The 16,200-nt window shown below is 31.9% G+C and carries 11 protein-coding genes; 6 read left to right on the top strand and 5 right to left on the bottom strand.

Annotation, left to right across the window (positions count from 1 at the left end; genetic code table 11):
* The first annotated feature begins 159 nt into the window (after positions 1–159).
* The 5 genes from MR875_06970 (at position 160) to MR875_06950 (ending at position 9,371) form a co-directional block, all read left to right on the top strand.
* Complete coding sequence (locus MR875_06970) at positions 160–1,179, top strand: hypothetical protein (GenBank protein ID MCI6994577.1); 1,020 nt, start codon at positions 160–162, stop codon at positions 1,177–1,179.
* A gap of 37 nt (positions 1,180–1,216) precedes the next feature.
* The gene (locus tag MR875_06965; protein ID MCI6994576.1) at positions 1,217–1,687 is read left to right on the top strand and encodes a nucleoside deaminase; all 471 of its coding nucleotides are present in this window, start codon (positions 1,217–1,219) and stop codon (positions 1,685–1,687) included.
* Entirely contained in the window at positions 1,687–2,064 is a 378-nt protein-coding gene (locus MR875_06960) for a hypothetical protein (protein ID MCI6994575.1), read from the top strand. The genes MR875_06965 and MR875_06960 overlap by 1 nt, the downstream gene beginning before the upstream one ends.
* Positions 2,065–2,238: 174 nt before the next feature.
* Positions 2,239–4,368: a right-handed parallel beta-helix repeat-containing protein gene (locus MR875_06955; protein MCI6994574.1), complete on the top strand. Its 2,130-nt coding sequence runs from the start codon at positions 2,239–2,241 to the stop codon at positions 4,366–4,368.
* A 62-nt stretch (positions 4,369–4,430) separates the two neighbouring features.
* Entirely contained in the window at positions 4,431–9,371 is a 4,941-nt protein-coding gene (locus MR875_06950; protein ID MCI6994573.1) for an Ig-like domain-containing protein, read from the top strand.
* A gap of 163 nt (positions 9,372–9,534) precedes the next feature.
* On the opposite strand, the gene lysS is transcribed toward MR875_06950, so the two are convergent.
* The 4 genes from lysS to MR875_06930 all read right to left on the bottom strand — a co-directional run bounded on the left by lysS (position 9,535) and on the right by MR875_06930 (position 14,837).
* Positions 9,535–11,118 (bottom strand): lysine--tRNA ligase, encoded by a 1,584-nt coding sequence (gene lysS / locus MR875_06945; protein MCI6994572.1) that lies wholly within the window; start codon positions 11,116–11,118, stop codon positions 9,535–9,537.
* Between the two features lie 218 nt (positions 11,119–11,336).
* Positions 11,337–12,635, bottom strand: coding sequence for a phosphomethylpyrimidine synthase (gene thiC / locus MR875_06940; GenBank protein ID MCI6994571.1), 1,299 nt, complete (start codon positions 12,633–12,635; stop codon positions 11,337–11,339).
* A gap of 248 nt (positions 12,636–12,883) precedes the next feature.
* Positions 12,884–13,798 carry a carbohydrate kinase family protein gene (locus tag MR875_06935; GenBank protein ID MCI6994570.1) on the bottom strand — a complete coding sequence of 305 codons (915 nt, stop codon included), beginning with the start codon at positions 13,796–13,798 and terminating at the stop codon, positions 12,884–12,886.
* A 169-nt stretch (positions 13,799–13,967) separates the two neighbouring features.
* The gene (locus MR875_06930; GenBank protein MCI6994569.1) at positions 13,968–14,837 is read right to left on the bottom strand and encodes a LysR family transcriptional regulator; all 870 of its coding nucleotides are present in this window, start codon (positions 14,835–14,837) and stop codon (positions 13,968–13,970) included.
* Between the two features lie 57 nt (positions 14,838–14,894).
* On the opposite strand from MR875_06930, the gene hxlB reads away from it, so the two are divergent.
* On the top strand, positions 14,895–15,485 hold the full coding sequence (gene hxlB / locus MR875_06925) for a 6-phospho-3-hexuloisomerase (GenBank protein MCI6994568.1): 591 nt from the start codon (positions 14,895–14,897) through the stop codon (positions 15,483–15,485).
* 1 nt (position 15,486) lies between these two features.
* Here the strand turns inward: hxlB and fdhD are convergent, their stop codons facing one another.
* Positions 15,487–16,128: a formate dehydrogenase accessory sulfurtransferase FdhD gene (gene fdhD / locus MR875_06920; GenBank protein MCI6994567.1), complete on the bottom strand. Its 642-nt coding sequence runs from the start codon at positions 16,126–16,128 to the stop codon at positions 15,487–15,489.
* Positions 16,129–16,200 lie beyond the last annotated feature (72 nt).

Here is a 16,200-nt window from a genome sequence, read left to right as displayed (position 1 = left end):
ATAATCTATTGATTTTACTAATTTAATAATGTTTGTAATTTTTAAAAATCACTATTGATATTCATAATTTAATAATACTTAAATATTGAAAAATTCAAATTTTTAAGTGTAAAGTGTAGTTGAATTTTTTTAATTAATGTTGCTGTTTTGGTGATTTTAATGTCAAACGATAAACCAATCAATGCTATGTACGGTAGCAAAATGAAATTAGACTTAGATAAGCTCAAAAGAAATCGCAAAGAAAATACTGAAGTAAAATCTGTTGAAAAAACTGTAGAAGCACCAGTAGTTGAAGAGACTGCGGTTGAAAAAGTTTCACAAGAGGTTAGTGAAGAAATCATCGAAGAACCAGTTGATGATGTTTCTGAAGAAAATATTGTAGAAAAACCTGCTGATGAAATCGTTGAGGAAATTCCTGAAGAAGATGAAACGCCTGATGAAGAACCTTCCAAAAAAATTGATTCCAGTATATTGGATGGTTTAAAAACTAAATTAAGCGAAAGAGAGAAGAAATTATCTAATCAGTCTAGTGAACTTAACTACTTAACTAATAAAATAATTCCTAACCTTAAAAAGGAAAATGCTAAATTAAAGGGTCTTAAAACAGAATTGACTGATGCACTTGAAAAAAGTACCAGAAAATACTTTGACCAATTAGACATTAATGCAGATTTGAGCAATCAAATTGGAAAGCTTGGTGCTGAAGGTGCGGTAAACAAAGTAAGAGCAGATAAATTGGAAAATGAACTCAACTCCATTAAGGAGGAATTACAAGCTAAAATAGATCAGTACAAAGAAAAGCTTGATTCAATAAATATTGATGAGTTGAAAAAAGAAAACAATGACTTGTCTGTTGAATTAAATGAGGTCAAAACTGAATTGGATAAAGCTAAAAAAGAAAATGTTGAACTTTCCAGTGAAGTTAAAACATTAAGAGATGAAATAATAGAAATTGGCAATTACAAAGATGAAGTTGATAGCCAAAACAAAAAAGAAATTGAAGGTCTAAAAGAGGAAATTTCATCACTTACTGCAAAACTTAAAGTTAAGGAAAGCAGCTATGATAAATTATCCAATGAATCTGGCAAAACTATTGCTGATTTGAAAAAACAAGTTGCAAAACTTGAAGAAGATTTGGAAAAAGAATCCAACAAAGGATTATTCAAACGATTTAAATAGATGATTAATTTCATCTAATCTATTCTTTTTTTTTAACATGACAAATGATGATTATTTTATGGGTGAAGCCATTATTGAGGCTCAAAAATCTTTAGATGAAGGTGGACTTCCTATTGGTGCAGTTATCGTTAAAGATGGGGAAATAATATCTAGAGGCCATAATAGATTAATTCAAAAGAGTTCTGTAGTTTTGCATGCTGAAATGGATGCAATTGAAAATGCGGGTCGTCTAAACTATGAAGATTATACTAAATGCACCATTTATACAACACTGTCTCCATGCCCTATGTGTTCAGGCGCTATAATATTATATAATATACCAAAAGTTGTCATAGGTGAGAATACAACATTGATGGGTGCTGAAAATTTTCTTCAGGATAATGATGTTGAAGTAGTAGTATTAAATAATTTGAAGTGCAAAGATTTATTTTTAAAATTCGTCGAAGACAATCCTGGTGTATGGGAAGATGAACTTAAAAAAGTTGGAAATACTACTGAGGTGAAATAGTGGAGATTATTGTAACTAATGAAATGGATGAAAGATTTATTGAATTTTGTAAATCTTTTGAATGCTTTTTGGATGATCCTCAGGTTGTTTTATTATTAAATAGCTTCGGTAAAACCATTGGGTGTGCCAGTTTTAAGGTCTATGATGCAGAATCTGCTGAAATCACTACATTGTTCTTAAATTCATATGATGACCGTGAAAAAATAGCATATAAATTAATAAGACAGCTAGAAAAGATAGCTATGGACTATGAATTTAAAAGTGTAGTTGTCAATTTTGACAGTGATGAGGATATTCTAATTGAAATTTTTGAAAAATTGGATTACAAATTCGTAGATGAACTTTTAATGAAAAAGGAATTTAAAAGTTTAATATAACTCTTTTTTTTAAATATATTTATTAATGTTGAACAACAAACTTATTTTTATTAAAGATAATTTGATGATTAATAAATAATTAATGATTAATTTAACTTTAATTTTTATTCATGTTTATTCAATCATGTGATTTGAATCATGATGCCTTCAAATAACTTCAAGGGAGGTGGAAATATGAATTATAAATTAATATGTGCATTGGTATTATTATGTTGTATACTTAATGTATCATGTGTATTTGCACAAATGAATGATACAAATGTTTCTTCAACTGAAATTGGGGAAACTTTTTCAATTAATACTACATTAACTCCTGATGTTCCAGATTTGGCAGGTAATGATACATTCTACGTTAATTCGAACAATGTTAATACTTACTTTCCAGATAATACTCTAGATGACAAGTATAAGAATAAGACATTGGTGTTCAGTGGGGAATTCACAGACATTGGTGTTTTAAAAATTAAATCAGATTTTGTCACTATTAAAGCTCCTGGGGCTCATCTAAAAAATACAGTATTTGATATTTCAGGTAATAATGTCACTTTAATGGACATTACAATGGATTTAGATACTAGTTATGAAGAAGTTGATGGTGCAGCAATATATGTTGGTGCTGATAATGTTAATTTAATTAATTTGTATGTAAATTATGTAGTTCCATACAATGTTAATGCTTACGTCGTCTGTGGCGAAGCAAACGAATGGTACCCATTAAGAAATCTTAAGATTATAAATTCCACTTTTTACTTTGAAGCTCACAATGATGAAGTTCAAAAATATAATTGTGCAGTTAAATTAACTAATTTCCACGACAGTTCAATGGAAAATACTACAATTGTAGGTTCATATCCATTAAATGAAGTTCAATACGGTGTAGATGGGGCCACTTTAGATGGTCTTTTTGTCTACAGTTTTGGAATTGAAGGCTGTAACAATTTTGTTTTGAAGGGAAATCAAATAATTTCGGATGTCAATAAAAGGCCGGCTTACCAGTACCCTACCCTTGATGGTGTGGTATTGAGCAGGTCTGATGATGTCTTGATGTATAATAACACAATTTACATGACGGATTTTGTCACAAATCCTGGTGTTGAGAATTATTTGTATGGTGTTAATGTTCATTCATTAAATAATTTGACTATGGACTCAAATAATATCTCCATAATTACGACTGGAGGTAAACTGGCTTTGGGTACTGCATATCCAATTCAGCTAAATGGTCCTATGGAGGATGTTAAAGTAACAAACAATGACTTATACTCCTTTTCAAATGGGCCGAACATTGGTATTTATTCTCAAAATTTTTATGGAGACACATCCATTTTAATTGCGAACAATACCATTAATGTAACTGGACTTGCAGGAACTCATGAATGGGCGTTGGTAACAGGTATTGAATCTCAAGACTCAAGTGCAGAAATTGTAAATAATCAGATTGAAGTTCACAGCGTAGGTGAAGTAAATGTTGGCGATAATCTTTATGCAATTAGCTATCGTCAATTCACTGCAGGTGACCATACATATGTGATTCAAAACAATACTGCATTTACTGACGGTTATGTTGGAGTTTATCTATTGAGTTCTACCGATTCGGATATATCTGGAAATACATTAATTTCATATAATGAAAATGCTCAAACAGGATCTGATGCTTACGGCAGAGGTTATTATTCACATGATAATGACAATGCCAACAATAATGTTGTTATAAATATCAGGGATTATTTGGCTACCTTGAACAATGTTGATGGTGGAAATACAGATAATTCAAGGCCAAGTGGTGAGTCAACTTCTAATGTTGACGGAAGTTCATATAACTCCCAACCAACAACTCAATATGATTCCAATCCATTGATTCCGGGTTATTTTGACACTCATGGAATAACTGACAAGTCCGGAGAGTCTGATAATACTGGATTAGGAGATGGCACAAGTTCTCAAAATGGAGAATTTGATGAAGTTTATAATATAAATTCTGATGAGGTATTTGACAACAATCAAAAATCAAACAAGACCACCAATACTGAGATACAAAAAGAGGATTCTTCTTTTATGGATGGTGCAAATGTGAATTCATTGTCAAATGACACTGATGCAACACCTGATTTAAGTGGAAACGATGGTCCTATTGGTGGCAGTCAAGTAAGTCAATCAAATCAGCCAAGTGTTAGTAAAAAAGCATTTGAAATTGAGGAAGCAATGAAAAATACTCAAGATTTCATTCCATCAGTATTCATGGTTATAATTGCTTTAATTTTATTAATAATTGGTTATAAACGTCGTGATTCAAATTATGAATAAAACTCAGTTAAAAGATGTAAATTTATCTTTTAACTGTTTTAATTTAATCTTGGAGTGTTAAAATGAAATTAAATAGAATTGTGTTAATGTTCGTCTCATTAGTAATAGTAATGATGATGATTTCAGCGGTAAGTGCAAACATTAACGAAACTGATACCCTCAAAGATAATACAATAACATTCACTGACCAATTGGACACATCAAACGATGGGGATACAATACAATTGTCTAATGGAACATATACAGACAGTGATGTTACAATTAATAAATCTTTAACAATAATTGGGGATTATGATACTACATTTGATGGTGAATCTAAAAATTCTTTATTTACAATCAAAGGCAATTCCCAAGTCACATTTAAGAATATCAAATTTACTAATTTTTATAAATCCGGAAACGGTGCGGTATTTGATATTGAAAAGTCAAGTACAGTAATTCTTCAAAACTGTACATTTACAGATAACATAATGGCAATCAATAATCTTGGCCATTTGGAAATTTATGATTCTTATTTTAATAACAATAACTTAGTCGATGAGTATACTCAAGGAGGAGCTATCTCAAATGAAGGAAATTTATATGTAGAAAATTCAGTATTTGTTAACTCTAATGGGTGCACACACACTAACGGCGCTACAATCTTCAACAATGGTGATTTGACAATAAACAAGACAACAATAGCTAATGCATATGCTAAAGAAGAATCAAAAGGAGCAGCATTATTCAACAATGGTAAATGTTTTATGTTAAATTCAATAATTGAAAATAATACTATTGAGAGGTTTAACTTTAATTATATTGGTGGAAATGTATACAATCAGGGAAATTTAACTGCTGTTGGAAACATATTCAGGAATAACACTGGTAAATATGTAAAGCCAAACACTTGGTATGAAGGATCTCCTACAATTTATAATGTTGGTAGTTATCTAAATTTATCATATAATGCATTCATTGGAAATGTTTACTTCAATAGTATTTCAATTGACCTTTTTAACAATGGTGCAAAATACATTTCACTTGATAACAATTGGTGGGGTGGAGATGATCCGTTAGCTACAAACAAGGTAAACACTGGAAACACTGTTAATACATGGATTGTTTTGGATATAACTCCTGAATACTCAGCATTAAATATCAATGAGTCAGTATCCATTGAAGCATCATTTAAACTTAGCAATGGTGAATATATAAAAGAAAATGTCTTCCCAGAATTTAACATAACTTTAACAGATGGGAAAACAACTGTCATCAATGGTCCTTTCATGTTTGACAAAACCCAAAATAAAGGTTCATATACAGTATCTGCAACTTCATGTGGATTTACAAAACAGGCAACAATTGATGTTGGCAAAATCCCAGTATACATATATCTCACCACAGGTAATGTTACATATCCTAATGATGTTGTTGTGGAATTTACATGTAATGTTAATCAAGAAATCACAGTTGCCCTAAACAACAAAAATTATACTGTGAAAATCATCAATGGTAAAGGAACAATCACTTTCGATGATTTGGATGCAAAAACATATGATTTAAATGTGGAGTATACAGGAGATGCTGACCATTTCAAGGCATTCAACCAGACAAAAATCACTGTAGCAAAGATGCATGTAACACTTGCAATTGAAAATGTTTCAGACATTAAGGCAGATGAAGGAATAGATGCAAAAATTATATTGAATCCAAACGTAAGTCCTGTCACAGCAAATCTTTACATCAATGGAATATTCAATAAAACAATTTATCTAAATGATTCTGTTAATAACTTAACTTTTAGAAATCTCCATGAAGGTAAATACAATATTACTCTCATGATTTCTGAAACTGAAAACTATTTCTCAGCAAATGCATCTGCATTTTTCAGTGTTGGAAGGTATGATCCAAAAATTGGCATTAAAGTGGATGACATAAATGTAGGTGAAAATGCAGTTGCACAAATTTCTGCTTATAATTTCACTGGAAATGTTGTATTGTCAATAAACGGTGTCAATTCAACTGTTTTGATTAAGAACAATACAAATATTTCTATTTCAAATCTTGGTGGCGGTAAATATAATGTTTCAATTATCTTTAAAGGTGATAATCTATACTCACCATCAATTGCATCAACATCATTCAATGTATTGAAAAACAATCCGGAATTTGATATTGATATTACAAGAGAAAATAGAACTGGAATAATACAGATAAATACAAATGCAAACTGTACTGGTCGTGTTGGAGTATATGTCAATTTTGAAGTTGTCTATTTGAATTTAACAAATGGCAGTGCAACTTTCAATGTCACATTTGACAGCGGAACAAACTATGTCTTTGCATTTTATGAAGGGGACAGAAACTTTGAAAATGCAACCTACAACACAACAATAATAATAGATGAGGATTTCATAATTGTCTGTGAGGATGTTGAAGCTGTTGAATACAACAATTTCACATATTCTATTGTTCTAGTTGAAAAGAATAGAATTACAATGCCAAACCGTAATGTCACTATCAGATTCAATAATCAAATATATAATTTGACTACAGACAATGATGGAATGGCTGGAATCACTCTAAATCTGGCTAGTGGAGTTTATACAATATCTGCAAGCTATCTAAATCAAACAGTGACAAGTAATATCATTGTAAAACAATTGAATTTTATATTGAATTCAAATAATATTTCATATGGTGAAGATGAAATCATAACTGTCGTTTTTGAAGGCAATGTTACAGGCACTGTTACTTTTAAAATTGGTGATATTATTCAAAGTGTTGATGTAGTCAACTCTAAAGCTTCAATAAATATTTCTAGTCTTAAAATAGGAAAATATGATGTTAGTGCAACGTATCAAAATGAAATTATCTCAAAGAATTTAAACTCAACATTTGAAGTCAAAAAGGCAGTTCCGACTATAACAGTTAAGACAGAAAATATTCTCCCTGGTGAAGAGGAAATGATTGAAGTATCATTTTCCGAAAACATTCATGGTGAAGTTACAATTAAAGTCAATGATTCAATTTATATTGTTGAAATAAATGATTCAAAAGCTATATTGGCACTTAACAATCAGGAAATCGGAAAATATGATGTAATTGTTACATATGATGGAAATGAAAATTATACCAATGTAAGCTGTCAAGTTTCATTTTCAGTCAGAAATGAAACCACAACCATTTCATTGGATATTAATGATTCATATTATGGACAGGACTTGATAATCAAAGCAATATTGAATAATGCTGCTACTGGATATGTTACTTTCAACATAAATGATATTTCAAAAACAGTGGATATAATCAATGGGGAAGCTATTTGTGAATTTGAAAGTTTAAATGTTGGAACCTATAGGGTGGATGTTACTTATAGTGGTGATTCAACATTCATAGCATCCAGTATTTATGGATTTGCAAATGTTCTAAAGGCAAACTCAACAATTAACATTGTAACCGGTGAGGTTACTTTGGGCGAAAACATAATGATTTATGCATATCTACCGCAAAATGCAACCGGTGAAGTCTCTTTTGAAATGATCGGGCAGTACTCAAAAAGGATTAAACAAATTGATAATGGAATTGCTTTCTGGTATATCTCACCGCTTGATGCAGGTAAATATACAATAATTGCAAGTTATGCGGGTGATGCAAACTATAATTCTTCAAGTGCGACATTTGTACTCAAGGTATCTAAGATAAAATCAGTATTGTCAGTTTCAATCAATGATGCTTCCGTAAATGATAGGGTAATTGCAAACATTAAGTTAACTGACATCAATGGGGAAGCAATAACTGGTAAAGTTGGTTTAACTATAGACAGTAAAACCTATAATGTTGATGTTAAAAAGGGCATAGGTAAATTGGTAATTGGTAAATTAAAACCTGGAAATTATATATTTTCAGCAGTATGCTCTGGGGATGATGATTACTCAACAACCTCTGTTAGTGGAAGCTTCAAAGTTGCCAGCGGTTTGTTGGAATCAGAATTAATTGTGGGTAATGTTACTTCATACTATAAAGGATCACAATCACTTCAAATAAAATTGAATTCAAACAATAAAGCTATTTCAGGAGCAATTGTCATTGTTAAAATCGGAAACAAGGAATATGAACTAACAACTGATGATGAAGGAAAAGCAGTATTGGATGTTGATTTGAATCCTGGGAAATATCTTGCAGAAGTAATCTTTGAAGAGACATTGTCTCACAAGGCAGCTAATGCTACTGCACAAATTACAGTCTTATCTACAATAAACTCAACAGATGTGGTAAAGCTCTATGGGTCAGGAACTCAATACTTTGCAATGTTCTTTACATCAGAAGGTAAGGCTTTGGCCAATACAGTGGTTAAGTTCACTATCAATGGAAAAGTATATGGAGTCAAAACTCTTGCAAATGGTATTGTGAGATTAAACATTAATATAAATCCTGGAACCTACAAAATAACTGCGGTAAATCCGCAAACAGGTGAAAAAGTTGTAAATACAATCAGGATTTATACAAAAATAATGGGAAATAAGGATTTGACACAATATTATGGTGCAGGAAAGTATTTCAAAGTGCGTATCTACAATACAACAAACCATAATCCTGTAGGTGCTGGTTGTAAGGTTGTATTCAAAGTTAATAAAAAAACCTACACGGTTAAAACTGATAAAAATGGATATGCATCATTAAAAATTAGTTTAAAACCGGGCAAATATACAATAACTACAACTTATAATGGAACTAAAGTATCCAATAAGATAACTGTAAAATCACTTATTTCTGCTAAGAATATTGTGGGCATAAAAGTTAAAAAGGTCACATTCAAAGTTAAGCTTGTTAATAAGAACGGTAAAATCGTTAAAGGTAAAAAAATAACTATTAAGTTTAAGGGCAAAACTTACAAGGTAAAAACCAACAGCAAAGGATATGCCTGTTTGATTTTGAAAAATCTTAAAGTTGGAAAATATACTGTCAAATCCACATATGGTTATTCAAAAATTACAAACACCATAAGAATTAAGAAGTGAATCTATATCTCATTCACTTTATTTTTATTTTTTTTCTAAGCTATTGAAATAATCGAAGATAGCTATTTTTATTTTTAAGTTGTTATAAAATTGATAAAAATTATTTTTCATATCTTTAATTTAAATGGATATAAAAATGAGTAAAAAAAGAAAATTTAAAAGATTAAGCTTCTTTTCTTAATCTTTTTACAACGAAATCTTTGTCTAAGCTGAGCAAGAATGAAGCTGCTCTTGGACCTTGTTTTTGACCAAGAATCATTTTGTAAATGGCTTGGAATCCTTTTTGAGGTTTTAATTCTTGTGCTTCTAAGATTTCATACATTGCATCGTGCAATTCAGTTGCTTCTGAGAATTCATTGTTTTCCATCAAGTCAGCTAAGTCAGCTAAGAATTTGTCTTGATCTTCGGTCAACGGTAATTTTGGAATGTTTTTCTCTTGCACTTGGAATTTTACGAATTTAGGTGCATAAGTATCTAACCAGTAAATTACGTTGTCAACTCTTTCACGATATTGAGCTAATTCAGTTTCATTTAAGTCGCCAAATTCTTTGTCTTTAAAGCTTTTTGATAATTGGGAGTTTCTTTTTAAAATTCCAAAGATTTTTTCTAAGTCGTCTCCAGCAATTTGGTAAGCGTTAACGAGGAATCTGAAAGGTGGTCTGAATGGTAAAGGACTACCTTCGTTGATTTGTACGATTTCATAGATTTCTTTGAATTTTTTACCTTCTTTTTCAGATGGTGCTTCTTCTTCACCGTAGAATACTTTTTCAACGGTATCAAATTGGTCGATAAAGTCTAAGAAAGACATTTTTGGTGAGAAGTCTTTTGCTTTCATTGGTTTGGATCTGAACAAGTAGTAGTTAAGACTTTCTGCAGGTCCAATTTTTAACCATTCTTCTGGAGCAAAGAATACTCCGTGAGATTTACTCATTGCTTCACCATCGAGAGTAATCCATTCGTATGGTACTGGGAATGGTGCAGGGTAATCAAAGATTTTTTCTGAAATAATGCTACTTACATCGTAGGATCCGCCACTAGCTGCGTGGTCTTTTCCGAATGGTTCACATGTGGTTCCGAAGATTTTCCATCTTGCAGCCCATTCTACTCTCCAGGTAAGTTTACCGTTACCTGATTTGATATCCATTTCACCTTCGTGGCCACATTCACATCTGTATTTGATGATGTCGCCGTCAAAGTCATAAGCATAAGTTGTGTTTACACGTCCACATTCGTCACAAATCGGGTTGTATGGTAACCAGTCATCTGCTAATGGTTCTCTTCTGTATTCGTTGAAAATCTCTTTGATTTCATCAACGTGTTCGAGAGAGGTTCTAATGTAGTCGTTGTAAACTCCAGTTTTATACATTTCAAAACCGGATTTGGTTTCCATTTCAATTCCGTAATCGTCCATTACTGAAAGTAAAGGTTTTTCAAAGTGTTCTACAAAGTTTGCACAGCAGCCGTCAGGACATGGGATAACGGAGTATGGCATACCTAAGTATTTGTCGTAATCTTCAGGAAGTGGGAATGGAACTTTTCTTAATGGATCGTGGTCATCTGCAATCCAGATGGTTTTTGCTTGTTTTCCGAGTTCCCTTAATTTTTTTCCAATTGCATTAGCAATAAATATGTCGCATGAGTTTCCAATGTGAATTGAACCTGAAATGGAGGTTCCACTTGCAATAACATGTTCTTCTACATCTCTTTCTGCTAATTCAGTAGCTATGTTTTCAATCCAATGTGTCATTTATATTCACCGTTTTAATAAAAAAATTATCATAAAATAAGTTATATTAAAATAATATTTGTTGTTATTTATATAAAAAGATTAGTAAAACTAAGTGATTTGATGATTATTTTTTCAAAGTTTTTAAAAAATAGTTAGTATATGATGTAAAACACGTGGTTTATTACATCATATTTTGGGAAATGAATATAAAAAATAAGAATAGATAGAAAATCTATCTATTTGATTAGGTCAGAATCAGATTTGTCTAACCATTCGTTAACGATTTTTACTGCACAGAAGTTACCGCACATTGTACATGCGTCTTCATCTTCAGGTGGTCTTTGATCTCTTTTTGCACGTGCAGCTTCAGGGAACATTGCACATTCATATTGTGCTTCCCAGTCTAATCTTTTACGAGCTTCAGCCATTGCTAAATCTTGGGAACCATCGATTATACCGGTTGCGAGGTCACCAGCGTAAGCTCCGATTTTAGTTGCAATTACACCTTCTTTTACATCGTCTGGGTCAGGGAGAGCGAGGTGTTCAGCAGGAGTTACGTAACAGATAAAGTCTGCTCCAGCTTTTGCAGAAGATGCTGCACCGATTGCAGATACAATGTGGTCGTAACCTGGTGCTACATCACATACAATAGGTCCGAGCATGTAGAAAGGAGCGTTGGAACACATTTTCTTTTGAATCATAACGTTTGTTGGGATTTCGTTAATAGGGATGTGTCCAGGTCCTTCAATCATACATTGTACTCCAGCTTCACGAGATCTATCGATTAATTCTCCTAAAATGATCAATTCTTGGATTTGAGCCCTGTCGGTTGAATCAGCAATAGATCCTGCTCTCATACCGTTTGCAAGTGAAAGAACAACATCATGTTCTTTAGCAAGTTCTAAAACATAATCAAAGTTTGAGTATAATGGATTTTCTTGTTCGTTTTCAACAATCCATCCAGACATGAAAGAACCTCCACGGGATACGAGTCCTGTTACACGACCTTGTCTTTTGAGTCTGGTTAAGGTTTCAATGTTGATACTACTGTGAATTGCCATGAAGTCAATACCATCTTTTGCTTGTTTTTCGATAGCATTGAATAAGTCATCTTCAGTCATATCCACTACGGAACCATGTTTTCTGATACTTTCAATGGATGCTTGGTATACTGGTACTGATCCTACTGGTAATGGGGACATGTCGAGAACTCTTCTTCTGATTACATCTAAGTCTCCACCAATACTTAATTCCATTAAACAGTCTGCACCATTGTCGATTGCAATTTGTGCTTTTAATACTTCTTCATCAAAGTCAACAAGATCAGTTGAAGTTCCGACGGTTGCGTTTACTTTAGTTCTGAGTCCTGCACCAATACCTGAAGCTTCAATATCTCTGTTTACGTTACCTGGTATTACAATAGTACCTTCTGCTACTGATCTTAAAATAAAATCTTCTGAAACATTTTCTATTTTTGCGACATGTTTCATTTCTTCAGTTAAAATTCCTTTTTTAGCATCACTAATTTGAGTCATGTTATCACACCATTTTCAAATAAGATTTAAAACAGTCAAATTTAATTTAATTAACTTTCATATCAATTTGATAATCTCTTATATTTATTTATTAGTATTTAAATTAATAGGTTATCTTTTAATTAAAATATTATTGATATGTGTCAAGTGTTTTTGAAAAAATAGTGTTTTTAGTTTCTAAATAAGGAAATAAAGTCATATTGATAAAAATAAAGTATACTTTAAAAAAAGTTAAAAAAAGAATAGATTTAGTAGAATCTATTCATTCTTTCAAATACATCATCAAAAGTAGGCATGTTGGTTTGACAACCTTGATGCTCAATAATGAATGATGAAACGGTTGATGCGAATTTAGCGGATGCTTCTAATGATTCTCCATTTAAGAATCTTGATAAGAATCCTGCTCTAAATGAATCTCCTGCACCTGTTGGGTCGACAACAGTGGTTTCAATTGCATCGATTTTAATTTTTTCTTCATTTGAGTAGATTTCAGTACCGTTAGCACCGCATGTTTTAACAATTATTTTTGGACCTAATGCTCTAAGACCATCTAAATCTACTTCGAGTGATTCCAAGATTCTTCCAATTTCATGATGATTACCGAAGAGAATAGTTGTGTTTTCAATTACGTCCCTTAATTTTTTGATGTCGTACATTCCAAGGTCTTGACCTGGGTCGAATGAAATAAGTAAATCTTCATTTTTAGCTTCTTCTGAACATTTCCAATTGAATTCAGGGTCTCCTGTTGCTAAATGAACTGCTTCAGTATTTTTAATTGCAGATGCTGGTACTTTACTTTCTGCAAATTCACGTGCAGCACCCCAATAGAAATAACTTATTTGGTCATCATTATCATTAGTTAAAACAAATGCTGTAGGTGTTGATTCTCCCGGAACAATGATTAATGAATCAGTGTCAATACCTAAATTTTGCATGTGTTCATAATATTCGGTTTTTTTGAAATCTCCACCAACTGCTGAAACCAAGGAAGTTTTTAATCCTAATTTGGCCCCAACACAAGCAACATTTGCTGCAGCTCCACCATTAAATGTTTTCATATTGGTTATTGGGGCTGAAAAGTTTGCTTTTGGAAATTCAGGCACTCTAATAATGTAGTCATGAGCAGAGTGACCAATCGCTAGTAAATCTCTGTTTTTTGCCATAATATCGCCTTCAAATACTTTAATTTTATATTGTTTCTTATCATTATTTAATGTTTTGAAAAATCAAATAATGTGATAAATCACAAAATAATGTGGTCATATGAGTGATGTATAATAATATATTATATAATATAATTTTAGTTTTTCTTAGAGCATTTGGAAAGTAATATTACATTGGGGTAAAACCTTGTTTTTCAATGGTTTTCTGACCTTCTTCATTAGTTAAGTATTTAATGAAATCATTCACTTCTGTTTTGTCTTCATTAACTTTAACTAAACTGATTACATGTTGTGTATCGAATTTTAAAAGTTCATTGCCTTTAAAATAGCTTGCATTTAAAAAAGTATGCAAATTTTTTGAGTCTCTGACTAATTTGTATGCATCAAATTGTGAACTTACACTTTCTTTAATGTTTACATGTATATCATAGTGCCTCAAACTGTCCCATGCAAGCCTTTGTGCAGATCCGGATACACTTACAAAATCAAGGTTTTCTAGGTCTGAAATTGTTTCAATTTTTTTGGAATTTGGGCTTGATACAAGAACCAAATAATCGTAAGCTATTGGGTAGAAATTTATGTCCCTTTCAAATGCTATTAAAGGATCATCAAGTGTTAATAGGTCAACAACTCCTCTTTTAGCAAGTTCAAATGCATCTTCATCGTTGCTACTATAAATATTTGTTTTGAATGGAAGATCTATACTTTCCAAAAGACCAGTGCTTATGTGGCCTCCGACAATGTTGATGGTGGAAGTTTTTTCGATTTGGATTGCATATTTCTTAAATTCTTCCAGTAAATCCAACCCTTCTTGTGTAAGTGCAGTTCCATTTCCCACTTTTTTTGTAAGCTTAAATCCTAACTTTTCTTCTGCTTTGAGTATTCTTCTATTAAATACTGTATGAGAAATATTTAGCTCTTTTGCAGACCTTCTTTGAGATTTGGTTTTTGATAGGGAATCAAGACTTTCATATAGTCTATATCCGTAAACTTCACCATTTATCTCTAAACTTATCAATCCTTTACTTTCAAATTCCATCAATTATAAATAAAATTTTAATCATAATTAATAATATCGATTTTGGGATTAGATAAAATGGAAATAATGAAAACTTCTATTAAAGCTATATTAGATAATATTAAAAACGCTGAAGAATTTTTAGATGAAAAAGCAATTGATGAATTTGAGGAAATAATTATTAATTCAAAAAATATATTTGTTACTGGTGCTGGAAGATCTGGACTCGCTGCTAAAGCTTTTGCAATGAGATTAATGCATTTAGGTTTAAGTGCTTATGTTGTAGGGGAAACTATATCTCCGGCTATTTATGAAGATGATTGTATTATTGCTATTTCAGGTTCCGGTGAAACAAACACTATTGTTTCAGCTGCAAAAATTGCTAAAAATAGAGGTTCAAAAGTTTTAGCTTTAACATCTTACCCTGAATCCACTTTAGGACAATTATGTGATGCTTATGTTCTTGTTAAAGGAAGAACTAAAAAAGAAGTGGATGACGAAAACTATATGAAACGTCAAATCCATGGTAACTATACATCTTTAACACCTTTAGGTACTGCATTTGAATTGACTACTTTAGTATTCTTAGATGCTATTGTTTCTGAATTGATGGAAAAAATGCAACAAACTGAAAGCGACCTAAAAGCAAGACATACTGTATTAGAGTAATTTAGTCAAAAATTACTCTATTTTGATTATTATATATATTACAACGTTGGCCTCTTAGGAATCCAACAAGAGTAATATTTCCTTTTTTTGCAATATTATATCCGGAATTTGCTGGTGATGCATTTGATGCTAAAAGAGGCACACCTGCTCTGGTCATTTTGATTACCATGTCTGCAGGCATTCTTCCACTGTAAATTACATAGGAATGGTTTAAGTCAAAGCCGTTTAATATTCCGTATCCAATTACTTTGTCAACTGCAACGTGGCGGCTCACATCTTCTTTTACAACAAACTGTCCGTCATATACGATTCCAGCAACATGTGTTCCACCGGTAGCCTGCCAGATTTCTGCATTTTCTCTTAATTCTTCAATTCTATCAATTAATTCTTTAACAGAAACTTGAAAATCAGATTCAACAGGATTTACAGTTTTTATTTTACTTCTCCATCCGCCTGCGGAATCGGAACATAAAACTGTTTCATTGGTTTTAAGTAATGTATCATCAATCTCTACATTGATTTGTATGCCGTCAATTTCTATTTTTTTAATGTCCTCTAAAGACCTTACCATATTTTCATTAAACAAGTATCCTACTGCAAACTCTTTAAGTGAGTCTTCAATTGCAGATAAACTACGGGATATGTCTCCATTTATTGTTAATGTAATGGTTTCATCTTTTACAACATTTTCACGAACTTCTTCGTGTTGGTCATT

The organism is Methanobrevibacter sp. (genome assembly GCA_022775905.1).
Lineage (GTDB): Archaea > Methanobacteriota > Methanobacteria > Methanobacteriales > Methanobacteriaceae > Methanocatella.
This window is presented reverse-complemented; position numbering and strand designations above follow the sequence as displayed.